Genomic DNA, 23,970 nt, shown 5'->3' on the forward strand with positions numbered 1-23,970 from the left:
TCTTCCATTTGCCGTCCGCCGCCAAGTGCAGCCCTGCCGGGCGGGTGGAGTAAATAGTAAGGTTACTTATAAGGTTGCATTTACAGCCCGATCCACCGAATGGCAATAGGAGACACATATGAGCACGGAATCAGGCAACAACAGCCGGGCCGGAGCCAGCGACTCCGACCGCTTTGCGCCCGCTGACGAGACCCAGGTCCTTCCGACCGGAGAAGCAGCGCCGGCGCATCCTGCCGGTGCAACCGCCGCCGGCAGCGCAGCGTCCGCCGACGACGAAGGCCGCACCCGGGCACTGCCGCTGAGCCACACCAAGGATCCCAACGCGGATTATGCCGACGACGGCGCCGAGTACAGCCCGGACACCGGCAACACCCGCACCGGTGTTACCCGCACCGGTGTTACCCGCACCGGCGACACCGCCCGCCCCGGCGCTTCCGACGGCGCCCGGACCGGCGGGAATGCTGCCCGCAGCACGCGCACCGGCTCCGCCCTGCCGGAGAAGGCCAACCGCGAAGCCCTCCTGGCCCTGGAAAAGGAACGGTTCGGCGGCATGAAGTTCGGTGCCGCCTTCTTCGGCTGGCTGACCGCCACCGGCATGGTGGTGCTCCTGTCCGCACTGGCCGCGGCCATTGGTGCCGCCGTCGGCTTCTCCACCGACAATGACCTGGGCCAGTCGCTGGACCAGGCGATGGCTAACCAGAGTGCCGGCATCATCGGCACCGTGATCCTGCTTCTGGCCTACTTTGCCGGCGGCTACGTGGCGGGCCGAATGGCACGCTTCAACGGCTTCAAGCAGGGCCTGGCCGTCTGGCTGTGGGCCCTGATTGCCGGAGTCGTGGTGGTGGTGCTGGGACTGATCTTCGGTGACGACATCCGAAGCATCAGCCAGCTGAACACGGTGGCCCCGCTGCCGGAGGACCTGGACGGTGCCGGCGCGGCAACGTGGCTTGCCGTGGCTGCCACACTGGCTGCCACCCTGGTCGGCGCGCTGTTCGGCGGCCTGGCCGGCATGCGCTACCACCGCCGGATCGACCGCGCCGACTTCAGTGACACCGAGATCCGCGCCTAAGCGAAGCGAAAAAGAACCGGCCCGCACCTTTTGGAAGGTGCGGGCCGGTTCTTTTGTTTCCGGATCCAAATGCCTGTCCGGTTACGGAGTGGGCATTCCGCCGTTGACGTTCAGGGTTTCACCGATCACGTAGCTGGACTCCGGGGAGGCCAGGAAGACATACGCCGGTGCGAGCTCGGTCGGCTGGCCGGCGCGGCCCAGCGGGGTGTCCTTGCCGAACTCCGGCAGGGCATCCTTGGGCTGGCCGTCGGAGACCTGCAGCGGCGTCCAGAACGGGCCCGGAGCCACGGCGTTCACGCGGATGCCCTTGGGCGCAAGCTGCTGCGAAAGGCCCTTCGTGAAGTTGTTGATGGCCGCCTTGGTGCTGGCGTAGTCCAGCAGGAACGACGACGGGCTGTACGCCTGGATCGACGTGGTGTTGATGATGCTCGATCCGGCGGGCATGTGCGGCAGTGCAGCCTTGGTGATCCGGAAGAAGGCGTAGATGTTGGTCTTGAACGTGTCATCCAGCTGCTCGTCGGAGAGGTCTTCAAGGTTCTCCACGGCGACCTGCTTGCCGGCGTTGTTCACCAGGATGTCGAGGCCGCCCAGGGCCTCAACTGCGTCCGCTACCAGCTGCTTGCAGTAGGCAAGATCGCGCACGTCACCGGGAAGGGCCACGGCCTTGCGGCCGGCAGCCTCCACGAGGCGGACGATTTCCCGCGCGTCTTCCTCTTCCTCGGGCAGGTACGCCAGCGCGACGTCGGCGCCTTCGCGTGCGTAGGCGATGGCCACTGCGGCGCCGATGCCGGAGTCAGCGCCGGTAATCAGGGCCTTGCGGCCTTCCAGCCGGCCGGTTCCGCGGTACGAATCCTCGCCGCGGTCCGTCTGAGGCTCCAGGGTGGCGTCCAGTCCGGGCTCGGGCTGGTCCTGCTTCGGCGGAGTAATCGTCGGGAAGCGATCCACGGGATTCTGGAAGGTGTACTGATCGTTTGTGCTGCCGTTGGTCATAGAGTTTCCCCACTTTCGGTAGGTCATTCTGCATGCGGTACGCCAGGTGAGACAGTCACTTTTACTGCCCCAAGAGAAGCGTAAGTATGCTTACTACCCTAGACCTGCGGGCCCGATGGACTCAAGTTTTGTGCACAGCCGCGCGGAACCGAGGTGCAGGCGGACGCGCCTCGAGAGTCCTGCACCGGGAGGATCTGCGCTAGAAGATCAGGCCGAGGAACCCCACACTTACGCTGCCCACCAGCGCGATGACGAGGAGCCAGACAATGAGCGTTCGGTACTTGTTCATGGTTCGCATAGTCCGTCGAGTCTACCGATCCGCCGGGGTGCGCGTCCGGGTGGCCGCCAGCGCGGCTGCAGCCATCAGGGCGGAAAGGCTCATGATGATGGCCAGCGGCACCGCGGATTCCTTCCCGGCCAGCCCCGTCAGCGGGGAGACCAGCGCTCCGGCGAAGAACTGTCCGCCGCCCAGGATGGCTGATCCGCTTCCGGCCGCGGGGCCCACTTCCGCCAGGGCCAGCGAGGTGGTGTTGCCCATGATGAATCCCACCGAGGTGGCCGCGCAGAAGATGGGGATCGCCAGCAGCAGCGGCGGAGCACCCCCGACGGAAAGGGCGAGCACGGCGAGCGACATGACGAGAAGTACGGACACAGCCACCGTGACGGTTCTGCGCGGCGGTATCCGGCGGGCGAGACGGGCGGAGATGAAACCGGCAGCCACCAGCCCCATGGCGTTGACTCCGAAGGCAATGCCGTAGGCGGACGCTGAGAGCCCCATGAGATTTTGATAGACAAAGGGGGAAGCTGAGATGTAGGCCATGAGCACGCCGAAAGTACTCGCGAACAGGAGGGCGTAACCCAGAAATTTCCGGTTTCCCGCCACGCCGGCCAGCCCCGCCAGCAGGTGCCCGCTGCTGCGGTGGCTCCGGGGCTGGGACTCCGAAAGCACTCCGGCCACGCAGACAAACATCACCAGGGACAGCCCTGCCAGCACCCAGAGGACGCCCCGCCAGCCCAGACTTTCCGCCAGCAGTCCGCCTGCCGTGGGCGCAACCACCGGCGCCACCCCGCCAATGGTCATGAGCAAACTGAAGGTGCGTGCCGACGTCACACCGGTTGTGAGGTCCGCGACCATGGCCCGGGCGATGACCACTCCGGCGGAAGCGCACAGTCCCTGGAGCAGCCTGCCTCCCACCAGCACGGCCAGAGTGGGTGCCAGCGCGCAGACAGCTGAGGCCACCACAAAACCTGCCGAACCCAGGAGCAGCGGCCGAAACCGCCCGTGCCGGTCCGAAAGCGGTCCGAAGACCAGCTGCCCCGCCCCCATGCCCAGCAGGAAGGCCGTAAGAGTCAGCTGGACGCCTGTGGCAGATGCGCCAAGTTCAACTGTCATCGCCGGGAAAGAGGGCAGGTAAAGATCGGTTGCAAACGGTCCGGTGGCCGAGAGCAGCGCCAGGACCAGCAGCAGGCCGGTGGTCATGGAGGTGGCCGGCCTTCGGCGAAAAGGACTGAACATAGGCCTGATGGTACGGCTCCCCTCCCCCGGAGCTCCATTCAGGGGGAGGATGGCAGCACGGCACACCAGCCGGCATACCCCAAACCACCCAGAAGGACGGGATGCATCATGAGCACCAGTGAACAGGACCGCAAGCGCATAGTTGTGGGTGTGGACGGCTCCCGGCTCTCCATTGAAGCGCTCTGGAAGGCCCGGCGCCTGGCTGCTGTGCTGGGGTGTTCACTGGAGGTGGTGACGGTCTGGGAGTACAGCATCTCCCTTGCTCCGCCTGTTCCCTCGGACGTTTGGTCTCCGCACACCCAGGCCTCGCAGACCCTCACGGAGGCTGTGGAGGAAGCCTTCGGCGATGACATCCCTCCGGATCTCAAGCAGACTCCCCTGGTGGGACTGCCGGTGGAGCTCCTCATCGAGGCCAGCCGCGGGGCGGAAATGCTCGTGGTGGGCAACCGCGGGCGCGGAGGCTTCGCCGGACTGCTGCTCGGATCCGTTAGTTCAACACTGGCAGCACATGCCCGCTGCCCGGTGCTGATCGTGCACCGCGGCGAATCGGCGTAGCGGGGGAACCGGCCTCCCTCGGGAGGCCGGTTCCGCGGCGGGACTCAGTGCCCGGCCGGGGCCTTTCGCAGCAGCACTCCCGCACCGGCGGCAGCAGCCAGCATGATGACGACGCCGATCAGGGACGTGACGCTGACACCCGAATCGAACGCTGCCTGTGCCGAGTGCAGCAGGGCCGAACCCTGCTCCGGCGGCAGCGACTGCACTGCATCAACGGCGCCGCCAAGGGTTTCCCCGGCAGACTCGGCCTGTTCGGGGCTCAGCCCGGCAGGCACCTGCACGCCGTTGCGGTAAGCGGCCGTGAGGATGCTGCCCAGCACCGCAGTGCCCAGAACGGAGCCGATCTCATAGGCCGTCTCGGAGATCGCCGAAGCGGACCCGGCGCGGGACGGCGGAACACTGGCAAGGATGAGGTCGTTGGAAATGGTTTCCGCTGCCCCCACTCCCACGCCCAGGAAGAGGAAGGCCAGCACCAGCTGAAGCACGGTGACAGATTCTCCGGCGAAAAACACCAGGGCATAGCCGGCGGCGTTGAACAGCAGTCCGCCGGCCACCACGTAAGCCGGCCGCAGATGCTTGACCAGAGGCACCACGGCCAGGCCGGTGATGATGGTCAGCACCAGTCCGGGAAGCATCGTCAGGCCCGCTTCGATGGGCGACTGTCCCACCACCAGCTGCAGGTGCTGGGACAGGAAGAAGATGAAGCCCACCATGGCGAAGAGGCTGAGCAGATTGGCGCTGATGGAACCCGTGAACACCGGATTGCGGAACAGCCGTACGTCCAGCATCGGCTTTTCGCGGCTCAGCTGGCGGCGCACAAACAGTGTTCCCAGCACCAGGCCCGCGAGGATGAACGGCAGGCCGTGGACAACGCCGTCGGACGCGAAGGACTTAATGCCGTAGGTGATCGCCAGCATGGAGCCCATCACCAGCACGACGCCGAGGACATCCACGGCGCCCGGGCTCGGGTCCTTGGATTCGGGCAGCAGGATGGGTCCGAAGATCAGCAGCGGCAGCAGCACCGGAATGGAAAGCAGGAACACCGAACCCCACCAGAAGTTCTCCAGCAGCACGCCGCCCACAATCGGCCCCAGGGCCGCACCGCCGGAGAAACCCGCCGCCCAAATAGCCACCGCAACGCGCCGCTGGGACGGAACGGTAAAGATGTTGCGGATCAGGGACAGGGTCGCCGGCATCAGCATGGCACCGAAAACACCCATCAGGGCACGGGCCAGGATCAGCATGGAAGCGGTGGGGGCAAACGCTGCAACCAGCGACAGGACACCAAAACCGACGCTGCCGATCATCAGCAGACGACGGCGGCCGATCCGGTCCCCCAGGCTGCCCATGGGAACCAGCAGTCCGGCCAGGACCAGGGCGTAGATGTCCACAATCCAGAGCAACTGCGTGCCGCTGGGTGCCAAAGCCTGGGACAGCGACGGGATGGCGAAGCTGAGGACGTTGTTGTCGATGGAGATGAGCAGCACCGGCAGCATCAGGACGGCAAGGCCCAGCCATTCGCGCCGTCCGGCTCGATGGATCTGGGGTGTTTCCTGTACGGCAAGCACAGCTGTCTCCTTCGCGGGGTGATGGTGGGGGCGGCAGCAGCGGCAGAGCGGAAGTCTTCACGCTCTTGGCCACTTACTGTACCGTCTAGACTGTACAGCAAAAGATGGCGTAGCGTAAACGTATGCCTGAGCACACTTCCACCCGGGACCGCATTCTCTCCGCTTATGAGGAACTCCTGATCAATGAGGGTCCCCGCGGCGCCACCATGGACGCCGTGATCGCACTGGCCGGCGTGTCCAAAGGCGGACTGCTGTACCACTTCAAGAACAAGGAAGCGCTGGCTGCAGCCCTCATCGCCCGCCTTGAAGAGTTGGCGGCGGAGGACATGAGGTCCATGAGCGCAGACCCGGAAGGCCCGTCCCGGTACCTCGTGCGGGAATCCGTCTATGTGGGAAGCGCACTGGACCGGGCGCTGATCGGCGTCGTCCGCCTTGCCCAGGCTTCGGACCCGGAAGCCTCCGCCCTCCTGAAACGGATCCACCGCGGCTGGATGGACCTGGTCCTGGCCGAAGTTGGCCAGCCGACCATTGCGCGGGCCATTGTCCTGCTCGGCGACGGACTGTATTACAACGAGGGACTGCCGGGCGGTTGGCCGCGGGAAAAAGGTTCCACCACCACGGAGTCCGTCGCTGAACTGCTGGAGGTCGTGGACGTCCTGAAGTCCCATGCAGCCAGCCTTCCGCAGCCCCGGTAGGCGCGCGGCCCGCTTCGTCCGCTCCCGGCGGTGCCTCCCGGCGGCGCCCAGCCCCCTGTGCCACAGTGGGTCCATGGACATCAGCACAGCAAATCTTTATGACGAGCACGGCGAGTTCCTGGCGTCGGTATCCTTGCAGTTCCAGGACCTGGGCGGGCACACGGGCTTCAGCGGCCCCATCCGCACTATCCGCTGCCGGGAGGACAACGGCCTGGTCAAAGCCACACTGAACTCCCCCGGCGACGGTGCAGTGTTGGTGGTTGACGGTGCGGGATCACTGAACACCGCTTTGATGGGGGATCTGATCGCCGCCGCGGCCGTGGAAAACGGTTGGGCCGGCGTCGTCATTAACGGCGGTGTCCGGGACCGTGCAGCCCTGGCGAAGCTGCCGCTGGGCATCAAGGCACTGGGCTCGAATCCGCGCAAAAGTGCCAAGGATTCCGTTGGAGAGGTGGACATTCCCGTGGAGTTTGGCGGTGTCACCTTCCGGCCGGGCGCAGTCCTTTACGCCGATGAAGACGGCATCCTGGTAGAACGCTAGGAGAGATTCATGGCCAACGTCCTGCTGTTCCACTCCGCCCTGGGATTGACTCCGGGGATGGACGCCTTTGCAGAAGTGCTGCGGGAAAACGGACATACCGTCAATGTCCCCGACCTTTATGACGGACGCACCTTCGGGGATCTCGAGGCGGGAATCGACTACGCGGAGGAGATCGGCTTCCAGGAGCTGGAGGACACCGGAGTCCACATCGCCGCCCGGTTTCCGCCGGAGACGGTGTACATCGGATTTTCACTCGGGGTGATGCCGGCACAGCGGCTGGCGCAGACCCGTTCCGGCTCCCGGGGCGCGGTGCTGATCAGCGCCTGCGTTCCGCTCGGCGTCTTTGGCGATACGTGGCCCGCGGGGGTGCCCGTGCAGATCCACGGCATGGAGGACGACCCCGTTTTTGTGGACGAGGGTGACCTCAGTGCGGCCGAAAACCTCGTGGAGACCACGGCCGATGCAGAGCTTTTCCTGTATCCGGGCACCTCGCACATGTTTGCGGACATCAGCACGGAGGACTATGACGAAACAGCAGCACCCGCGCTCACGGCGCGGGTGCTGGATTTCCTGGCCCGGGCACAGCAGTAGCACCCCGCGGCCGGAGGGCCTGGAAGGGTTAGGCGTTCCAGAGGCCGTAGGAGTCGGCCAGCGAAGAGATTTTCTGTGCACGGGCCAGACGCGGAAGGTAGGAACCGTCGCCCACCACGGCACCGGCGGCATGCGCTTCGAGCAGCTCGTGGGCCCACTGGACCTCGGACTCGCTCGGGGACAATCCGTGGTTGATGGTGTCCGCGGCGTCCGGCAGCAGGCAGAGCTTGCCGGTCATCCCCATGGACTGGGTGACCTTGCAGGCGTCAAGCAGCTTCTCTCCCAGGGCCCCCACGGTGGGTCCGTCGATCGGGCCGGGCAGCTGCCCCACGCGGGACGCGACCACCAGCTTGGAGCGGGCGTAGGCCAGCGCCATCGGGTCATCGGAGGCACCGGTGTCGCGGCGGAAGTCGCCCACACCGAAGGCAAGGCGGAAAGTGCCCGGTGCTGAAGCGATCGCCGTCGCGTTCTCAATGCCGAGGGCGGATTCCACCAGGGCCAGCACCGGGGTTCCGGCCTGCAGGCGCATGGCCGTGTGGGTGACCTGCTCCGGCTTCTCGGTCATGGCCAGCATGACGCCGCGCAGGCCAGGGGCCTTGGACAGTGCGGCCAGGTCATCGGCCCAGTAATCGGTTTCGATGCCGTTGACGCGCACCCAGGCGGTCATTCCGGTGGAGAGCGCCTCGACAACGCGTTCGCGTGCAGCGGCCTTGCCGGGTGCCGGGACAGCATCTTCCATGTCGAACACCACGGAATCCGCCTCCGACGCTAGCGCCGGCCCAAAGTTGGCTTCATCAGCAGCTGATGCGAGCAGCCAGGAGCGGGACAGTTTTGCAGGCAGCGACGCGGCGCGGCTGTTACGAAAAGGGGCCATACTATAGACCCTACTTTCCAGCCGCCGCCTTATTCCAACTGGCGGCTGCGGCAGCGCCGGCATTACGGCTCCGGCAAGGGGTGCCCGTGCTACGCTTCCCTGCAATTACGTGCCGGCCGGGAGCGCTGCTGGAGGGTATGAGCACCATGTTGGAGTATGTGAATCACCTCGTCTCCATTCTCGAAAGCGGCAGCGCCTGCGCCGTTGCGACCATCATCGACGCTTCCGGTTCCGTGCCCCGGCCTGCGGGGACCTCCATGCTGGTTTCGGGCTCCGGAGCCGTCACCGGTTCACTGTCCGGCGGCTGCGTGGAAGCCGCAGTCGTTGAAGCCGCACTTTCAGCTCTCGGGGAGGGCCGGGCGCGCACAGAAACCTTCGGCTTCAACGCCGACGATGCCTTCGCCGTGGGGCTCAGCTGCGGCGGAACGCTGGAGGTGCTGGTCCAGCCCTTTTATCCCGCTGCCGGTCCCGGCACCGGCCTGCTGCTGCCCGACGGCGGCCGGGCGGCAGCGGTGGTGCGCCGGGCGGACGGGGAGGGCGGCGCCGTCGTAGTTGGTGATTCTTCCGCGCCCGGCCTTGAAGCCGCGCTGGAGGGGATTGCCGGCGCCGCCTCGGCTCCTGCAGCTGAACACCTTCGGGACTTGATGAGCCGCGGCTTTACCGGGACGGTTCACATCACCGGCAGCCCGCTGGTCCTGTTCCTGGAATCCCGGCAGCCGGCCCCGCGGCTGTACCTGGTCGGCGCGAACGACTTCTCCGCAGCGCTCTCGGCCATGGCCCATCAGCTCGGCTACCGGGTCACCGTCTGCGATGCCCGGCCTGCCTTCACCTCCCGATCCCGCTTCCCCGACGCCGAAGAAGTGGCAGTGCAGTGGCCGGACACATTTCTCCGCGAGCGCACCGAGGACGGAGAACTCGATGCCAATTCCCTGGTTTGCGTCCTGACCCATGACGCAAAGTTCGATCTGCCGGTGCTGGAGTATGTCCTCCAGCGGGATCTGGCCTACGTGGGTGCCATGGGATCACGCCGCAGCCATGCCCAGCGCATGGCTGCGCTGCGGGCTGCAGGCGTCTCCGAGGACCACCTCACCCGCCTGCATTCGCCTATCGGGCTGGACATTGGCGCGCTCACACCGGCCGAGGTGGCCGTTTCCATCCTGGCCCACATGGTGGCCGTGAGAAACGGAAACCGCAGCGGGGCACCCCTTACTGCCGTAGCCGGGCCCCTGCATCCTGCCGGACGCCACTCGGCAGAGATTACAGCTATGTGCGCACCGTGACGGCAGCGGCGGTGGCGCGCTTTTCTACCGGGGAGACGCGGATTCCGCAGACGCAGCGCGCAGTTCGGCAATGCGCAGCCGCAGGAAGATGATCAGCAGCACCAGCGCCCACACCGCCAGAACGGCCACTGCGGCGACCACCAGGAAATACAGAATGACGACCAGTGCGCCCACGCCTGTTCCTACGCTCATCACGTTTACCCCATCCTTCAGTGTTGCGGGACCTTCAGTGTTCCGGGGCGCCTGTGCGCCGCCGGTGCCCCGAATACTACCGGCGCTCAGATGGCCTTTCCCGGATTCAGGATGCCCAGCGGGTCCAGGGTACGGCGGATGGAGTGCTGCACGCCCACTGACACGTCGCCGAGTTCGGCTCCCACCCAGTCCCGCTTGAGCAGGCCGACCCCGTGTTCGCCGGTCAGGGTTCCGCCCAGCCCCTTGGCCAGGAAGAACATCCGGCCCAGGGCGTCCTTCGCCGGCCCGTCCGTTACGGAATCCCCGGGATCCATCACGATCATGGGATGCAGGTTTCCGTCCGAAGCATGGGCGATCGTAAAAATCCGCACTCCGGTGGCAGCGGAAATTTCTTCCAGCCCGGTGACGGCTTCGGCCAACCGGCCGCGGGGCACACCGATGTCCCCGATCGAAACCCGTCCAATCTTCTCCAGCGAGGGGATGGCGTCCCGCCGGGCGCGGACCATGGCGGCCGCTTCCTCGTCGTCGGCGGCTTTCTCGCACGAGGCGGAATGCTCGCGGACGGCCTGCTGCACCACGTCCTGCTCCAGGAAGGCACCGTAGCCGTCCGTCTGCACGAGAAGGAACGAGGCGCCGCGGGAGCGGAAATCAGTGCCCGTCGCAGCATCCACCGCTTCCAGGGTGGGCCCGTCCATCAGTTCCATCATGGAGGGCTGGATCCGGGCGGCCACCACCGCCGAGGCCGCCCGGGCTGCGCTTTCGACGTCGGGGAAAAACGCCGCCACGGTGGCCGTGGCGACCGGCAGCGGGCGCAGCCGCAGCGTGGCTTCGACGACGACGCCCAGGGTTCCTTCCGAGCCGATCATCAGCGCGTTCAGGTCATACCCGGTGACCCCCTTGATGGTTTCCCGGCCGGTGCGCAGTTCCCGGCCGTCGGCCAGGATAACGCGGAGGGCGAGCACGGATTCCCGGGTGACGCCGTACTTGGCGCAGCGCATTCCGCCGGCGTTGGTCGCGATGTTGCCGCCGATGGAACAGATGGCTGTGCTGGCAGGATCCGGCGCGTAAAACAGGCCGTATTCCGCGGCCGCCGCGTTGATCTCTGCGTTAAGGACCCCGGGCTGGACCACCGCCAGCTGCTCCAGGGGATCGATGCGCAGGATCTTGTTCATCCGGGAGACATCCAGGACAACTTCCCCCGCGCGTGCGGATGATCCGCCGGCCAGGCCCGTGCCGGCGCCGCGTGTTACCACCGGCACCCGATGCCGGGTGGCCAGGCGCAGCGTGGCCGCCACATCCTCCGCAGACTCGGCAAACACCACACCGTCCGGGTGCGAGTCAGCCACAAATCCCGAGCGGTCCGTGCTGGCATGCTCCCGGTGCGCTGCCTCGCGGGAAGCATGCGGTGCCAGATCCAGCAGCGTGGCGCTCGGTATCGGATCGGAGTGCCCGGCGGCGGCGTCAGCGTCGGAAAAAATACTCATGCCTACGGCACCATCCAGCCGAGAACCGAGGTTGACTGGAGCCAAATCAGCAACGTCATCAGCACCAGCAGGCCGAGGCTCCAGCCGATGAGTTTGCGCAGCAGCGTGCTCTCAGCCCCTTCAAGGCCCACCGCGGCAGAGGCAATGGCCAGGTTCTGCAGCGAGAGCATCTTCCCCAGCACGCCGGCGGAGGAGTTTGACGCCGCCATCAGAGTGGCCGAAAGCCCCGTCTCATTGGCAGCTGCCACCTGCAGCTGGCCGAAGAGCGAATTTGAGGAAGTGTCCGAACCCGTCAGCGCCACGCCTATCCATCCCAGCAGGGGTGAGAGCAGCGCAAAGAACCCGCCGGCCGAGGCCAGGGCCACGCCCAGTGTGGTGGTCTGACCGGAAAGGTTCATCACGAAGGACAGGGCCAGCACGGCACAGACCGTCACAATGGTCCAGCGCAGCTGCTTCAGCGTTTCTCCATAGACCTTTACACCCTGGCCGGGGCGGATCCGGTACAGCAGCATGGTCAGGATTCCGGCGAACAGCAACAGGGTTCCGGTGGCCCGGATGTGGTCGAAACGCAGCGTCTGGGCGCTGACCGGCTTGCCGTTCGAATCCACGACGTCCAGACCCGGCCAGTGAAAGGTGACGCTGCCGATCTCCATCAGCCAGGCCTTGACGGCCGGTATCTGCGCAACGGAAAAGACGGCAATGATGATCAGGTACGGGGCAGTGGCCATCCATACGCTGCGGGCATCGGGACGGGGAGTATTTCCGCCCGCAGCGACTCCCGCTCCCGGCAGCCCGGCCGAACGGCGGCCCCGGTCCGGAGCGTCCGGACCCGGGCCGTCCAGGGCGCTGCCTGCACTTCCCGCGCCGGCTGCATCCACCGTTTCGCGGGGTGCGGCCGCTTCCTCCCGGACATCCTCGGTTCCCTGCACCTGCCCCGACATGCCGATAATTTCCGCAGGCTGCCAGACCCGGAGCATCAGCAGCACGGCGATCACGGTGGCTACGGCAGCCACCACGTCAGTCAGTTCCACCACGAAGTAATTTGAGGCCACAAACTGCGCAAGCCCAAAGACAATTCCGGCCACCAGGGCAACCGGCCAGGTTTGCCGCAGCCCGCGCTTGCCGTCCACCAGGAAAACCAGAATCAGGGGTACCACCAGGGCGATGAACGGTGTCTGCCGCCCGGTCATGGACGACAGCTCCTGAAGCGGAATGCCGGTGACACCGTTCAACGCGATGATCGGGGCCGCCATGGCTCCGAAGGCTACGGGGGCAGTGTTGGCCAGCAGCGCCACGATTGCGGATTTGAGCGGTTTCATTCCCGCGGCCATCAACATGGCAGCAGCAATGGCCACGGGCGCGCCGAATCCGGCGAGGGACTCCAGCAGTGCACCGAAGCAGAAGGCGATTAGGATGGACAGGATCCGCAGATCGTCGGAGATGGATCGGATGGTGCGTCCCAGGACCTCGAACCAGGGGGTGGCGACCGTCAGCTTGTAGATCCACAGGGCATTGATCAGGATCCAGAGGATGGGGAAGATGGCGTAGAACGCACCCAGACCGGTGGCTGCTGCCACCTGTCCCGCGGGCATCTGCCATCCCACGACCGCCAGCACAATGGACAGCACCAGCGAGATGAGACCGGCCTGATAGGCCTTCATCCGGAAGACACCGAGCAGGACAAACAACAGCAGCAGCGGCAGGGCCGCCAACACAGCGGACAGGACCAGGGAATCGCCAATCGGGTCCAGCGGCTGGGTGAAAGCAAGCGGTGTCCTCACAAAAACTCCTTTGTCTTTGTTTCACGTCCGTCTGCCCGGTGTTGCCGCTCCAGCATCATCCGCGGTGACGATGGGTTGAGAGTAGGCCGCAACCGTGGGCGGGTCAACGGTGGCGGAGAGATTCCATCCCTCCTCATCACGCGGGGTATCCGCTCATCTGAGGACCCGATATTGCTCACATGATAAGTTGAGCGGCACCTATCCGACTGTCGGCCACGAGGCGGAACCATGAGCAAACTCAGCAGCGCATCCTTATCCAACCTGCCGGGCAATCTGTCCGTTCCCTCCTATGACCGGTCTGAACTCAGCGTTGGCATTGTCCATTTTGGCGTTGGCGGATTTCACCGGGCCCATCAGGCGATGTATCTGGACCGGCTCATGAACGACGGCGGGGCTCGGGATTGGGCGATCTGCGGCGTCGGGGTGTTGCCTGGCGACGCGGCCATGAAGACCGTAATGGATGCCCAGGACTGCCTGTACACACTGGTGCTCAAGAATCCCGACGGCAGCCGCGAGGGGCGCGTCATCGGCTCGATCATCGAGTACTTGCTGGCCCCGGAGGACCCCGAAGCGGTCATTGAGAAAATGGCTGCCCCGGGCACGAGGATCGTCTCGCTGACCATCACGGAGGGCGGCTACAACTTCCACCACGTCACCGGGGAATTTGACGCCGACAACCCCGCAGTCGCCGCAGATCTGCAGCCGGGCGCCACTCCGGCGACGGTCTTCGGGCTGGTTGCGGAGGCACTGCAGCGGCGCCGGGACAGGGGCCTGCCGCCGTTCACTGTTATGTCCTGTGACAACATCCAGGGCAACGGCGATGTGGCCCGCAAAATGTTCACGGCCTTTGCTTCCCTGCGCAATCGCGAGCTGGGTGCCTGGATGCAGGAGAACGTTGCCTTCCCCAACTCCATGGTGGACCGGATCACTCCGGTGACCACGGACCAGGACCGCGCCATGGTGGCGGAAGACTTTGGCGTGGAGGACGCCTGGCCGGTGGTGAGCGAGGACTTTGAGCAGTGGGTGCTGCAGGACGACTTTCCGCAGGGTCGTCCTGCCTATGAAGATGCGGGCGTTCAGCTGGTGGACGACGTCGAACCCTATGAGCTCATGAAGCTGCGCCTGCTCAACGCCAGCCACCAGGGCCTGTGCTACCTGGGTTATCTGGCCGGTTACCGATACGCACATGAAGTCAGCCAGGATCCGCTCTTCGCCGGTTTCCTGCTGGACTACATGAGCCGGGAGGCGAGCCCCACGCTGGCACCCCTTCCCGGCGTCGACCTCCCGGCCTATCAGCACCGGCTGATTGAACGGTTCTCCAACGAGCACGTCCGGGACACCCTTGCCCGGCTCTGCGCCGAGAGCTCGGACCGGATCCCCAAATGGCTCCTGCCGGTAATCCGCGAAAACCTGGCTTCAGGCGGGGAGATCCACCGCTCGGCGACCATTGTGGCCGGTTGGGCGCGCTACGCGGAAGGCACCGATGAGCAGGGCAGACCGATCGAGGTGGTGGACCGGCTGCGCGAAACCCTGATGGCGTCAGCGGCGCGGAACCGCGAAGATCCCCTGGCCTTCATTTCGAACAGTGACCTCTTTGGCGATCTGGCCTCCAACGACCGGTTTGTCCAGGCTTACACCGCTGCTCTGGAGTCCCTGCACGAGGCTGGCGCCGCAGCCACCGTCGCCGGCCTGACTGGGGGTAACCAGGCTTAGACGGCGCTGCCGGAAAGAGCCGCCGCCAGCTCTTCATCCACCACCAGGGTGGTCACAAAGCCGGCTGCCAGCACTGCCCGGACCGCTGCCGCCCGGGCGGCTCCCTGGGCCACGGCAATGACGCGGGGAGTGTGCTGCAGCTGCTCAAGGGTTACCGCCACAACGCGGCCGTTCAGCTCTGAGTCCACGGGCCTGCCCGCCGTATCCAGCAGCCGCCCGGAGCATTCGGCCACCGCGCCGGCGCGCGCTGCCGCCAGCCGCACACGGTTGTCCACCCGGTCCCAGACAGTGGAGAGACCCGGCTGCCAGGCGCCCACCGCTACGACGGCGACATCCAGGGTGCCGGCCCGTGCCAGGGTGTCGGCGATCTCGGGCTGTCCGCGCAGGCTTTGCGCCGTGGCGGCGTTTTCCACCACCAGGGGTGCCCAGAGCGGCCAGGTTTCCACGCCGTCGTGCCGGCCCAGGTTCTGGATCAGTTCCAGTGAATTTCCGCTGCCGGCAACCGGCAGCGCCCCGGCGAGCTGGACGATGCTGCAGGACGGCAGCGCTGTCACATGGCCCGCTGCGAGGTCCAGGGTGCGGGACCACGACATGCCCACGGCGGCGCCGTCAAAAACTGCTGCCATGAGCTCCTCCGCGGCGGCCTGTGCCATCCCTTCACGGGTGGTGCGGGCATCCGGCCCCGTGGACGTGATGCGAATCTGTTCGATGCCCAGGGCAGCAGCCAGCCCGGCGGGTTCAGCGCTGCAGGAGGCGGCGGCAGGGAAACGGACGTCGATGCGCACGATTCCGAGTGCACGGGCCTCTTCCAGATAACGCGCCACCTGAAAGCGGGAAATGCCGCAGGTCCGGGCTATTTCCACCTTGGAGAGGTTGTTGAGGTAGTAGTCACGGCCAATCCTGGCCAGCAGCTCCTCATGGGATGCATCTATTCCGGTAATGGCCCTCGCCCTTCCTGTCCAAAAGCCCGTCCTCGAAAAGCGCCCGACTGTTGCCCAATGGGGTGCATGTGTTTAGAGTTACTCCCCAAATGAGCACAACGCAATTCTCAGATGAGCAAAGGTGACATATGAGAACAGGACGCAGCAGGCCGGGAAGCCGCGGACGCGGTTACCGAAGGAGCGCGGCCGCAGGAGCGGCGGTCCTTGCCCTCATACTCGCGGGGTGCGGCAGCAACAACGCCGACGGACCCGAGGAAATTGTGGTGGCCATCGTTTCCAACCCGCAAATGACCGATGCAATCTCGCTGGAGGATGAGTTCCGCGCCCGGTACCCGGACGTCGATCCCCAGTTTGTTTCGCTTCCCGAAAACGAGGCCCGGGCCAAAATCACAGCATCCGTGGCAACCGGGGGCGGGGAATTCGACGTCGTGATGATTTCGAATTATGAAACGCCCATGTGGGCGGAAAACGGCTGGATCACCAACCTCCAGGACTACACGGAGGACACCCCGGGCTATGACCCGGAGGACTTCATTCCCAACATCAGGGAATCCCTGAGCTACGAAGGGGATATGTACTCGGTGCCCTTTTACGGGGAGTCCTCTTTCCTGGCTTACCGCTTGGACCTCTTCGAGGAGGCCGGGCTGGAGATGCCGGCCAAACCCACCTGGCAGGACATCACCGAGTTTGCCGAGAGGTTCAACGACCCGGACAACGGGTTCTCCGGTGTCTGCCTGCGCGGACTGGCCGGATGGGGCGAAGTGATGGCTCCGCTGACCACCATGATGAACACCTACGGAGGCGGCTGGTTTGACCAGGACTGGAATGCCACCCTGGACTCACCGGAGGTGGAGGCAGCCGTTACCGACTACGTGAACCTGGTGCGCAGCTACGGGCAGCCGGGCGCAGCCACTTCCGGGTTCGGCGATTGCCTCACCCAGTACAGCCAGGGCAACGCGGCCATGTGGTACGACGCCACTTCCATGGTCTCCTCGGTTGAAGATCCGGAATCCTCACTGGTGGTGGGAAAAACCGGCTACGCCCCGGCACCCGTGAATGAGACGGATTCTTCGGGCTGGCTGTACAGCTGGTCTCTGGCCATTCCCGCCACCAGCGAAAAGAAGGATGCAGCCTGGGATTTCATCTCATGGATGACCGACAAGGACTATATCCAGCTGGTCGGTGAGAAAATCAGCTGGGAGCGGGTGCCGCCGGGCAGCAGGCTGTCCACCTACGAGATTCCCGAATTCGCCGAGGTTGCCGAGGCCTATGCCCAACCCACGCTGACCGCCATGGCGGGGGCCTCGCAGGAGTCCAGCATGTTGGGCTCAGTACCGTATCCGGGGCTGCAGTTCGTGGGCATTCCCGAGTTCCAGGACCTCGGCACCCGGGTTGCTCAGCAGATCTCAGCAGCGATCGCGGGCCAAAAAACGGTGCCCGAGGCCCTTGAGCAGTCACAGCGCTACGCCGAAACCATCGCGGAGAGCTACCAGTCAGGAGACAGCAAATGAGCGCCCTGGTAGACAAGCACCAAGCCAAGGTCCGCCGGGACGCTGAACAGCGCCGAACCCGCGGCATCTCCAGTGCCGAAGGCTGGCGGCGCCGCGCACCGTTGCTGCCGGCACTGGTCTTCACGCTGATCGTGACCCAGGTTCCCTTCCTTTTCACCATTTGGTATTCGCTGCAGAATTGGAACCTGCTGAACCCTGAGGGCGACCGCTTTGTCTGGTTCTCCAATTACATTGAGATTTTTGCCGACTCCACCTTCCGCCAGGCCGCCCTGAACTCGGTAATTTTCACTTTGGGCTGTGTTTTCTTTGCAATGCTCCTGGGCATTGTGTTCGCCATCCTGCTGGACCGGTCCTTCAGGGGACGGGGAATCGTCCGAACCCTGCTGATCACTCCTTTCCTGATCATGCCGGTGGCCGGCTCCCTGCTCTGGTCGGTGTCCATCCTGAACCCCAACTACGGGTTGCTGAACTGGCTGATCGGCCTGGTGGGAATTTCCCCCGTGGACTGGACCTCGGCCCATCCGATTGCCTCCATCCTCATGTCCCTGGTGTGGCAGTGGACGCCGTTCATGATGCTGCTGGTCCTGTCCGGGCTCCAGTCCCAGCCCAAGGACGTACTGGAAGCAGCGCAGGTTGACGGGGCCGGCTGGTGGCGCACCTTTATTTCGGTGACGCTGCCGCAGCTGCGCCGGTACATCGAACTCGGCGTCCTGCTTGGCGCGATTTACGTGGTGAACACCTTCGACCAGATTTACCTGATGACCGCCGGCGGGCCCGGCACCGCCAGCGCCAACCTGCCGTTTTACATCTACCAGCGCGCCTTCCTGGGCTTCGACATTGGCCAGGCCGCTGCCATGGGCGTGGTGGTGGTGGTTGCCACCATCATCATTGCCACCTTTGCCCTTCGCCTGATCTTCCGCAGCTTCGACGTAAAGGACTAGCCGTGAGCACCCAAACCGAACCGGCTCCTTCCAGAGGCGTCCCCTCCGCATCCGAAACCCCGGCGGTCCGGCCGAAGCGGGGGAAGCCCCGGACAGGCGCATCGCTGCTGACCGCGCTGACCTGGATCCTCGCCATCGGCTTCTTCTCGCCGGTGCTGTGGATGGTGCTGACGTCCTTCAAGCAGGAATCGGCCGCCGCCTCCAACCCGCCCACCTTTTTCTTCACGCCCACGCTGGACCAATACCGCGCAGTGCTCGACGCCGGCGCCGGCAGTTACTTCATCAATTCAGCGATTGCCACCGGAGTGTCCACCCTGCTGGTGGTGATCATGGCCGTTCCGGCGTCCTACGCGCTGAGCATCCGCCCCGTGAAAAAGACCTCCGACGTGCTGTTCTTCTTTATCTCCACCCGAATGCTGCCGGTGGTTGCGGTCATCATGCCCATCTACGTAATTGCCGGGCAACTGAAGGTGCTGGACAACATCTGGACACTGGTGGTCCTCTACACCTCGATGAACCTGCCGATTGCAGTGTGGATGATGCGCTCCTTCTTCCAGGAGGTTCCCGCCGAGGTGCTCGAGGCGGCGCAAATGGACGGGGCAGGCCTGTTGAAGACACTTTGGCGCGTGCTGATGCCGATGGTCGCCCCCGGCCTGGCGGCCACCGCGCTGATCTGCGTGATCTTCGCGTGGAACGAATTCTTCTTCGCGCTGAACCTGACGGCGGCCAAGTCCGCCACGGTGCCTGTGTTCCTGGTGTCGCAGATGACCAGCGAGGGCCTGTACCTGGCGCAGTTGTCCGCCGCATCGGTCCTCGCGTCACTGCCGGTGGTCCTTGCCGGCTGGGTGGCGCAGAAACAGCTGGTCCGCGGCCTGTCCATGGGTGCCGTGAAATAAGGCGCGGGCAAGACCAGCGGGGAGTCAGTCCTCCCTGGACCTCCGGGTCGCCTTATCGTTGGCCTTTTGAATCGCGTCCACGAGCTCGCTCTTTGTCATTTTCGAACGGCCGGAAATGTCCAGTTTCGTGGCTACGTCATAAAGGTGTTCCTTGGACGCATTCGCGTCCACCCCGCCGGCGGTCTTTGAGGATGAATTCCGCCCTTCCGCAGCTTTGGCATCGGACGGGCCTTTCCTGTCCTTTTCTTCCCAGTGGTCCCCCACCTTTTCGTGGGTGTGCTTCAAAGCAGCATAGGCAGTGCGGGCAGCACGCTCCGGGTCCCCGTATTCCTCCTCGGCGGAGTCGAACGTCTTGGCGAAGGTGTCCTGTGCCAATGCGTCCGACCGCTGCAAAGTGGAAGGGATTTCTTCCTCGAGGGCATGGCCGTTCTTTCCGGTCTTTGGCATAACGCGTCCTCTCCGTCAGCTGTCAAAAGTCCTTGGAGTCAGCACTCCACCACATTGACGGCCAGTCCGCCAAGAGCGGTCTCCTTGTATTTTGAGCTCATGTCCCGGCCGGTTTCGCGCATGGTGACAATAACTTCATCCAGCGAGACGCGGTGGTCTCCGTCGCCCCAGAGCGCCATTTTCGCGGCGTTCACGGCCTTGGCGGCACCGATGGCGTTGCGCTCGATGCAGGGGACCTGCACCAGTCCGCCAATCGGATCGCAGGTCAGGCCCAGGTTGTGTTCCATGGCGATTTCGGCGGCGTTTTCCACCTGTTCCGGGGTTCCGCCCAGAATTTCGGCCAAGCCGGCTGCGGCCATGGATGACGCGGACCCCACCTCGCCCTGGCAGCCCACCTCCGCACCGGAGATGGATGCCTGTTCCTTGTAGAGAACGCCCACGGCGCCCGCGGCGAGCAGGAACCGCACAACGACGTCGTCCTTCTGTTCCTGCGTGGCGTTTTCCATGCCGGGGCCGTAGTGGGTGGCGTAGAACATGACGGCGGGAATAATGCCGGCGGCGCCGTTGGTGGGCGCGGTGACCACCCGTCCGCCGGACGCGTTTTCCTCGTTGACGGCCAGCGCCACCAGGTTCACCCACTCCTGCCAGAACTTCGGATCGCGGTTCGGGTCCTCGGCGCGCAGCCGGGCGTGCCAGGCCGGCGCCCGACGGCGGACCTTGAGTCCGCCGGGCAGCAGGCCGGTGCGGCGGATGGCAGAGTTTTTGCACTCCTCCATCACGTCGCGGATATGCAGCAGGCCCGCCCGGATTTCATCTTCGGGGCGGGAAACTCGTTCATTGGCGAGCATGACTTCGGAAATGCTCAGCCCGTTGTCGGTGCAGTGCTTGAGGAGCCCGACGGCGGTGCGGAAGGGGAAGGGCAGGGCCGCCTTGGTGGACTCGAGTTCTTCGCGCGCGGCGTCTTCCTCGCCGTCGCGGACAATGAACCCGCCGCCCACGGAGAAGAACGTGGCCTCGTGCAGCACCGATCCGTCAGCGGCACTGGCGGCGAACTTGATGCCGTTGGTGTGCCGCGGCAGGACGGTGAGCGGGTGCAGGACAATGTCCGCTTCGCCGTATTCCAGCACGCAGTCCCCGGCACCGGGCACCTGCGAGCAGAGCTGCAGTTTCCGGGTCGCTTCGATGGCGGCCAGGCGCTCCTCGACTTCTTCGGGCAGGATCTTCTCCGGAGCGAACCCCTCCAATCCCAGCAGCACCGCGGTCATGGTGCCGTGGCCGCGGCCGGTCGCCGCGAGTGACCCGTACAGGTCAACACGGAGACCGGCCACGGACTCCAGGATGCCGGCGTCGACCAACTCCGCCGCGAAAACGGCAGCGGCACGCATCGGTCCCACGGTATGGGAACTCGACGGGCCGATGCCCACGGAGAACAGATCAAAAACGCCAACAGCCATGAATATTCCTTTAAACGTGCGCCGGAGCGGTGGCCAGATCGGCCACCTCGGTGTAAAGCGGATGTGCGGAGGCCAGCGCGGTGACGCGGGCCTTCAGTTCCGAGAGGTCCTCGTCTGCACCGGCGATCAGGGCCAGTGCAATGATGTCGGCTACTTCGCGGAAGGCGTCTTCATCGAAGCCGCGGGTGGCCAGCGCCGGGGTACCGATCCGCAGGCCTGATGTCACCATCGGCGGCCGCGGGTCAAAGGGAACGGCGTTGCGGTTCACGGTGATGTCGATTTCCGCCAGCCGGTCTTCGGCTTCCTGGCCGTTGAGCTCGGCATTGCGCAGATCAACCAGCACCAGATGCACGTCAGTGCCGCCGGAAACCACGGAGATGCCCTTGGCGGCGACGTCGTCGGCCAGCAGGCGTTCGGCGAGGATCCGCGCGCCGGCGAGCGTGCGCTCCTGGCGTTCCTTGAACTCCGGGGTGGCCGCGATCTTGAAGGCAGTGGCCTTTCCGGCGATCACATGCTCCAGCGGGCCGCCCTGCTGTCCGGGGAACACAGCCGAATTGATCTTCTTGGCGATGTCGGCGTCGTTGGAGAGAATGATGCCGCCGCGCGGACCCGCGAGGGTCTTGTGCGTGGTGGACGTGACCACGTGGGCGTGGGGAACGGGGCTGGGATGCAGACCGGCAGCCACCAGGCCCGCAAAGTGGGCCATGTCCACCATGAGGTAGGCGCCCACCTCGTCGGCGATGCGGCGGAATTCGGCAAAGTCCAGCTGGCGGGCGTAGGCGGACCAGCCGGCCACGATCAGCTTGGGCTGGTGCTCGCGGGCGAGGCGCTCCACCTCTGCCATGTCCACCTGGTGGGTGTCCTCGGCAACGTTGTACGGCACCACGTTGTACAGCCGGCCGGAGAAGTTAATCTTCATGCCGTGCGTCAGGTGGCCGCCGTGCGCCAGCGAAAGGCCCAGGATGGTGTCACCCGGACGGATCAGGGCGTGCATCACCGAGGCGTTGGCCTGGGCGCCGGAATGCGGCTGCACGTTGGCAAAGTTGGCACCGAACAGCGCCTTGGCGCGGTCGATGGCCAGCTGCTCAATGACATCCACGTACTCGCAGCCGCCGTAGTAGCGGCGTCCCGGATAGCCCTCGGCGTACTTGTTTGTCAGCACCGAGCCCTGGGCTTCCATGACGGCCACGGAGGTGTGGTTTTCCGAGGCGATCATTTCCAGGCCGGACTGCTGACGGCGGCGCTCGTTGTCGATCTGCTCCGCCACCTCCGGGTCAATCTGGGCCAGATGGGAGTTCAGGTAATCGGTCACAGCTCGCCGCCGTTCTTTTCCGCGTACTCTTCAGCGCTGAGGAGTTCGCCCTCGGACGTGGTGCTCACGGTGAAGAGCCAGCCGGCACCGTACGGGTCCTCGTTCAGCAGGGCCGGATTGTCGATGGCCTCCTGGTTGATTTCCATGATTTCGCCGGAGACCGGAGCGTACAGATCCGAAACGGACTTGGTGGACTCGACTTCGCCGCAGGTCTCACCGGCGGTGATGACAGAGCCGACCTCGGGCAGGTCAACATAGACCACATCGCCCAGGGCGTCGGCAGCTACGGCGGAAATGCCAACCTTGACGGGGCTGGAAGCGTCCACCCACTCGTGTTCGGCGGAGTAGCGGAGTCCTGCGTTCACTTTGCTCATTGTGTGCCTTTCGGTGCATCTGAGGTTCTGCCGGGTTACTTCAAAGTCTAGGCCGCGCGAGATGGCAGTAAGTGCGCGTCTCAGGGCTGAGAGGCGCACTTACTGCCATCCCGGGAGATTAAGAGGGGCGCTTGTAGAACGGGAGAGCGACGACGGTGAAGGATTCAGGCTTCCCGCGAAGGTCCACGTCCAGGGAGGTGCCCGGTTCGGAAAACGCAGTGTCCACATAGGCCAGCGCGATCGGGTAACCGAGGGTGGGGCTGGGGGCACCGGACGTAACTTCGCCGACCACGGCGCCGTCGGACAGGACCGGGTAATGAGAACGGCCGGCGCGGCGGCCGGCACCCTTCAGCCCCACGAGGCGGCGGGCCGGAGCCTGCTCCTTCTTGGCCTCCAGGACGGCGCGGCCCACAAAGTCCCCCTCCTTGGAAAGGGCGACCACGGGGCCCAGGCCCGCAGCGTAAGGGTCCAGGTCCAGCGTGAGCTCGTTGCCGTACAGCGGCATCCCGGCCTCCAGCCGCAGCGAGTCACGGCAGGCCAGACCTGCGGGAATCAGTCCCCGGTCCGCTCCGGCGTCGAGCAGGGCAGCCCACAGGATGGGCGCGGCGTCGTTGGTTACGTAAATCTCAAAACCGTCCTCGCCCGTATAACCGGTGCGGGCCACCAGGAGGTCCGCAGTCCAGGCGCCCAGCACCATCGGCACCTTCGCGGCGGCGTAGTACTTCATCCCCGTGACGGCGTCCCGGTGTTCCGCCGGAACCAGAGCCAGCAGGATGGCTTCCGCGTTGGGCCCCTGTACGGCCACCAGCGACGTGTTGGCGGAGATGTCGTTGACGGTGACGTCAAAGCCCTCGGCGCGGGCTTCCAGTTCGGCGGCCACCACCGGCGCGTTGCCGGCGTTGGGCACCACCAGGTAGGAGTCGTCGTCGAGCCGGTAGCTGATCAGGTCATCGATGATCCCGCCGTCGGCATTGGTGATCAGCGAGTACTTGGCCTTGCCCACCTTGACGGCGGACAGCTTGCCCACCAGCGCGTAATCCAGGAAAGCACCGGCGTCGGGTCCGGTGACCTTCACTTCGCCCATGTGAGAGAGGTCAAACAGGCCCGCTGCTTTGCGGACGGCGTGGTGTTCGGCCAGCTCTGAGCTGTACTTCAGCGGCATCTGCCAGCCGCCGAAGTCGGTGAAGGAGGCGCCGAGGCGTTTGTGCTCTTCGTAGAGCGCAGTGTATTTCTCAGTCATTGTTC

The 23,970-nt window shown here is 65.2% G+C and carries 23 protein-coding genes; 10 read left to right on the top strand and 13 right to left on the bottom strand.

All coding sequences use genetic code 11. The features are described from left to right. Positions 1 to 118 precede the first annotated feature (118 nt). A complete protein-coding gene (locus tag AC4D2Q_RS04375) occupies positions 119 to 1,069 on the top strand; it encodes a hypothetical protein (RefSeq protein ID WP_490945273.1) in 951 nt (316 codons plus the stop codon). An 81-nt stretch (positions 1,070 to 1,150) separates the two neighbouring features. On the opposite strand, the gene AC4D2Q_RS04380 is transcribed toward AC4D2Q_RS04375, so the two are convergent. Next, on the bottom strand, positions 1,151 to 2,059 hold the full coding sequence (locus AC4D2Q_RS04380; protein WP_490945275.1) for an SDR family oxidoreductase: 909 nt from the start codon (positions 2,057 to 2,059) through the stop codon (positions 1,151 to 1,153). A gap of 310 nt (positions 2,060 to 2,369) precedes the next feature. Further along, entirely contained in the window at positions 2,370 to 3,575 is a 1,206-nt protein-coding gene (locus tag AC4D2Q_RS04385; RefSeq protein ID WP_490945277.1) for a multidrug effflux MFS transporter, read from the bottom strand. A 108-nt stretch (positions 3,576 to 3,683) separates the two neighbouring features. On the opposite strand from AC4D2Q_RS04385, the gene AC4D2Q_RS04390 reads away from it, so the two are divergent. Continuing rightward, positions 3,684 to 4,130: a universal stress protein gene (locus AC4D2Q_RS04390; protein ID WP_490945279.1), complete on the top strand. Its 447-nt coding sequence runs from the start codon at positions 3,684 to 3,686 to the stop codon at positions 4,128 to 4,130. A 44-nt stretch (positions 4,131 to 4,174) separates the two neighbouring features. Here AC4D2Q_RS04390 and AC4D2Q_RS04395 read toward each other — a convergent pair whose 3' ends face one another. Continuing rightward, the gene (locus AC4D2Q_RS04395; RefSeq protein WP_490945281.1) at positions 4,175 to 5,698 is read right to left on the bottom strand and encodes an MFS transporter; all 1,524 of its coding nucleotides are present in this window, start codon (positions 5,696 to 5,698) and stop codon (positions 4,175 to 4,177) included. Between the two features lie 122 nt (positions 5,699 to 5,820). On the opposite strand from AC4D2Q_RS04395, the gene AC4D2Q_RS04400 reads away from it, so the two are divergent. From AC4D2Q_RS04400 to AC4D2Q_RS04410, 3 genes are all read left to right on the top strand, one after another. Further along, positions 5,821 to 6,393 (top strand): TetR/AcrR family transcriptional regulator, encoded by a 573-nt coding sequence (locus AC4D2Q_RS04400; RefSeq protein ID WP_490928126.1) that lies wholly within the window; start codon positions 5,821 to 5,823, stop codon positions 6,391 to 6,393. A gap of 73 nt (positions 6,394 to 6,466) precedes the next feature. Then, positions 6,467 to 6,934: a ribonuclease E activity regulator RraA gene (rraA, locus tag AC4D2Q_RS04405; RefSeq protein WP_490945283.1), complete on the top strand. Its 468-nt coding sequence runs from the start codon at positions 6,467 to 6,469 to the stop codon at positions 6,932 to 6,934. Positions 6,935 to 6,943: 9 nt separating this feature from the next. Next, entirely contained in the window at positions 6,944 to 7,525 is a 582-nt protein-coding gene (locus tag AC4D2Q_RS04410; RefSeq protein ID WP_490945286.1) for a dienelactone hydrolase family protein, read from the top strand. A gap of 28 nt (positions 7,526 to 7,553) precedes the next feature. On the opposite strand, the gene AC4D2Q_RS04415 is transcribed toward AC4D2Q_RS04410, so the two are convergent. After that, positions 7,554 to 8,399, bottom strand: a complete 846-nt coding sequence (locus AC4D2Q_RS04415; RefSeq protein WP_490928123.1) for an HpcH/HpaI aldolase/citrate lyase family protein — start codon at positions 8,397 to 8,399, stop codon at positions 7,554 to 7,556. A gap of 137 nt (positions 8,400 to 8,536) precedes the next feature. On the opposite strand from AC4D2Q_RS04415, the gene AC4D2Q_RS04420 reads away from it, so the two are divergent. Then, a complete protein-coding gene (locus AC4D2Q_RS04420; protein ID WP_490945288.1) occupies positions 8,537 to 9,679 on the top strand; it encodes an XdhC family protein in 1,143 nt (380 codons plus the stop codon). Between the two features lie 24 nt (positions 9,680 to 9,703). Here AC4D2Q_RS04420 and AC4D2Q_RS04425 read toward each other — a convergent pair whose 3' ends face one another. The 3 genes from AC4D2Q_RS04425 to AC4D2Q_RS04435 form a co-directional block, all read right to left on the bottom strand. Then, positions 9,704 to 9,871 (bottom strand): hypothetical protein, encoded by a 168-nt coding sequence (locus tag AC4D2Q_RS04425; protein WP_490928121.1) that lies wholly within the window; start codon positions 9,869 to 9,871, stop codon positions 9,704 to 9,706. A gap of 86 nt (positions 9,872 to 9,957) precedes the next feature. After that, entirely contained in the window at positions 9,958 to 11,355 is a 1,398-nt protein-coding gene (locus AC4D2Q_RS04430) for an FAD-binding oxidoreductase (RefSeq protein ID WP_490945290.1), read from the bottom strand. Between the two features lie 2 nt (positions 11,356 to 11,357). Continuing rightward, positions 11,358 to 13,136: an L-lactate permease gene (locus AC4D2Q_RS04435; RefSeq protein ID WP_490945292.1), complete on the bottom strand. Its 1,779-nt coding sequence runs from the start codon at positions 13,134 to 13,136 to the stop codon at positions 11,358 to 11,360. Between the two features lie 228 nt (positions 13,137 to 13,364). Between AC4D2Q_RS04435 and AC4D2Q_RS04440 the strand changes: the two genes are divergently transcribed. Further along, a complete protein-coding gene (locus tag AC4D2Q_RS04440) occupies positions 13,365 to 14,849 on the top strand; it encodes a mannitol dehydrogenase family protein (protein WP_490945294.1) in 1,485 nt (494 codons plus the stop codon). Here AC4D2Q_RS04440 and AC4D2Q_RS04445 read toward each other — a convergent pair. Next, positions 14,846 to 15,712 carry a sugar-binding domain-containing protein gene (locus AC4D2Q_RS04445; protein ID WP_490945297.1) on the bottom strand — a complete coding sequence of 289 codons (867 nt, stop codon included), beginning with the start codon at positions 15,710 to 15,712 and terminating at the stop codon, positions 14,846 to 14,848. The genes AC4D2Q_RS04440 and AC4D2Q_RS04445 overlap by 4 nt on opposite strands. A 206-nt stretch (positions 15,713 to 15,918) precedes the next feature. On the opposite strand from AC4D2Q_RS04445, the gene AC4D2Q_RS04450 reads away from it, so the two are divergent. From AC4D2Q_RS04450 to AC4D2Q_RS04460, 3 genes are read left to right on the top strand one after another with little or no spacing between them, the layout of a single operon-like run. Continuing rightward, a complete protein-coding gene (locus AC4D2Q_RS04450; RefSeq protein ID WP_490945299.1) occupies positions 15,919 to 17,301 on the top strand; it encodes an ABC transporter substrate-binding protein in 1,383 nt (460 codons plus the stop codon). Beyond that, entirely contained in the window at positions 17,298 to 18,242 is a 945-nt protein-coding gene (locus AC4D2Q_RS04455) for a carbohydrate ABC transporter permease (RefSeq protein ID WP_490945301.1), read from the top strand. Before AC4D2Q_RS04450 ends, AC4D2Q_RS04455 begins: the two co-directional genes overlap by 4 nt. A 2-nt stretch (positions 18,243 to 18,244) precedes the next feature. Further along, positions 18,245 to 19,138, top strand: a complete 894-nt coding sequence (locus tag AC4D2Q_RS04460; RefSeq protein WP_490945303.1) for a carbohydrate ABC transporter permease — start codon at positions 18,245 to 18,247, stop codon at positions 19,136 to 19,138. A gap of 24 nt (positions 19,139 to 19,162) precedes the next feature. Here AC4D2Q_RS04460 and AC4D2Q_RS04465 read toward each other — a convergent pair whose 3' ends face one another. The 5 genes from AC4D2Q_RS04465 to gcvT all read right to left on the bottom strand — a co-directional run bounded on the left by AC4D2Q_RS04465 (position 19,163) and on the right by gcvT (position 23,965). Further along, the gene (locus tag AC4D2Q_RS04465) at positions 19,163 to 19,585 is read right to left on the bottom strand and encodes a ChaB family protein (protein WP_490945305.1); all 423 of its coding nucleotides are present in this window, start codon (positions 19,583 to 19,585) and stop codon (positions 19,163 to 19,165) included. 38 nt (positions 19,586 to 19,623) lie between these two features. After that, complete coding sequence (locus AC4D2Q_RS04470; protein ID WP_490945307.1) at positions 19,624 to 21,039, bottom strand: L-serine ammonia-lyase; 1,416 nt, start codon at positions 21,037 to 21,039, stop codon at positions 19,624 to 19,626. Between the two features lie 10 nt (positions 21,040 to 21,049). Next, positions 21,050 to 22,351: a serine hydroxymethyltransferase gene (gene glyA / locus AC4D2Q_RS04475; protein ID WP_490928108.1), complete on the bottom strand. Its 1,302-nt coding sequence runs from the start codon at positions 22,349 to 22,351 to the stop codon at positions 21,050 to 21,052. After that, complete coding sequence (gene gcvH / locus AC4D2Q_RS04480; protein WP_490928107.1) at positions 22,348 to 22,725, bottom strand: glycine cleavage system protein GcvH; 378 nt, start codon at positions 22,723 to 22,725, stop codon at positions 22,348 to 22,350. Before gcvH ends, glyA begins: the two co-directional genes overlap by 4 nt. 118 nt (positions 22,726 to 22,843) lie before the next feature. Continuing rightward, complete coding sequence (gcvT, locus tag AC4D2Q_RS04485) at positions 22,844 to 23,965, bottom strand: glycine cleavage system aminomethyltransferase GcvT (RefSeq protein WP_490945309.1); 1,122 nt, start codon at positions 23,963 to 23,965, stop codon at positions 22,844 to 22,846. Positions 23,966 to 23,970 lie beyond the last annotated feature (5 nt).

Source organism: Arthrobacter sp. TJ-178 (genome assembly GCF_058269275.1).

Excerpts from the sequence above, each read along its gene's own strand:
- AC4D2Q_RS04420 (WP_490945288.1), top strand. The coding sequence starts at position 8,537 with ATGAGCACCATGTTGGAGTATGTGAATCACCTCGTCTCCATTCTCGAA.
- AC4D2Q_RS04425 (WP_490928121.1), bottom strand. The coding sequence starts at position 9,871 with ATGAGCGTAGGAACAGGCGTGGGCGCACTGGTCGTCATTCTGTATTTC.
- AC4D2Q_RS04375 (WP_490945273.1), top strand. The coding sequence starts at position 119 with ATGAGCACGGAATCAGGCAACAACAGCCGGGCCGGAGCCAGCGACTCC.
- AC4D2Q_RS04440 (WP_490945294.1), top strand. The coding sequence starts at position 13,365 with ATGAGCAAACTCAGCAGCGCATCCTTATCCAACCTGCCGGGCAATCTG.
- AC4D2Q_RS04410 (WP_490945286.1), top strand. The coding sequence starts at position 6,944 with ATGGCCAACGTCCTGCTGTTCCACTCCGCCCTGGGATTGACTCCGGGG.
- AC4D2Q_RS04455 (WP_490945301.1), top strand. The coding sequence starts at position 17,298 with ATGAGCGCCCTGGTAGACAAGCACCAAGCCAAGGTCCGCCGGGACGCT.
- AC4D2Q_RS04400 (WP_490928126.1), top strand. The coding sequence starts at position 5,821 with ATGCCTGAGCACACTTCCACCCGGGACCGCATTCTCTCCGCTTATGAG.
- gcvH (WP_490928107.1), bottom strand. The coding sequence starts at position 22,725 with ATGAGCAAAGTGAACGCAGGACTCCGCTACTCCGCCGAACACGAGTGG.
- gcvT (WP_490945309.1), bottom strand. The coding sequence starts at position 23,965 with ATGACTGAGAAATACACTGCGCTCTACGAAGAGCACAAACGCCTCGGC.
- AC4D2Q_RS04415 (WP_490928123.1), bottom strand. The coding sequence starts at position 8,399 with ATGGCCCCTTTTCGTAACAGCCGCGCCGCGTCGCTGCCTGCAAAACTG.
- AC4D2Q_RS04430 (WP_490945290.1), bottom strand. The coding sequence starts at position 11,355 with ATGAGTATTTTTTCCGACGCTGACGCCGCCGCCGGGCACTCCGATCCG.
- AC4D2Q_RS04390 (WP_490945279.1), top strand. The coding sequence starts at position 3,684 with ATGAGCACCAGTGAACAGGACCGCAAGCGCATAGTTGTGGGTGTGGAC.
- AC4D2Q_RS04470 (WP_490945307.1), bottom strand. The coding sequence starts at position 21,039 with ATGGCTGTTGGCGTTTTTGATCTGTTCTCCGTGGGCATCGGCCCGTCG.
- AC4D2Q_RS04450 (WP_490945299.1), top strand. The coding sequence starts at position 15,919 with ATGAGAACAGGACGCAGCAGGCCGGGAAGCCGCGGACGCGGTTACCGA.
- rraA (WP_490945283.1), top strand. The coding sequence starts at position 6,467 with ATGGACATCAGCACAGCAAATCTTTATGACGAGCACGGCGAGTTCCTG.
- AC4D2Q_RS04380 (WP_490945275.1), bottom strand. The coding sequence starts at position 2,059 with ATGACCAACGGCAGCACAAACGATCAGTACACCTTCCAGAATCCCGTG.
- AC4D2Q_RS04465 (WP_490945305.1), bottom strand. The coding sequence starts at position 19,585 with ATGCCAAAGACCGGAAAGAACGGCCATGCCCTCGAGGAAGAAATCCCT.
- AC4D2Q_RS04385 (WP_490945277.1), bottom strand. The coding sequence starts at position 3,575 with ATGTTCAGTCCTTTTCGCCGAAGGCCGGCCACCTCCATGACCACCGGC.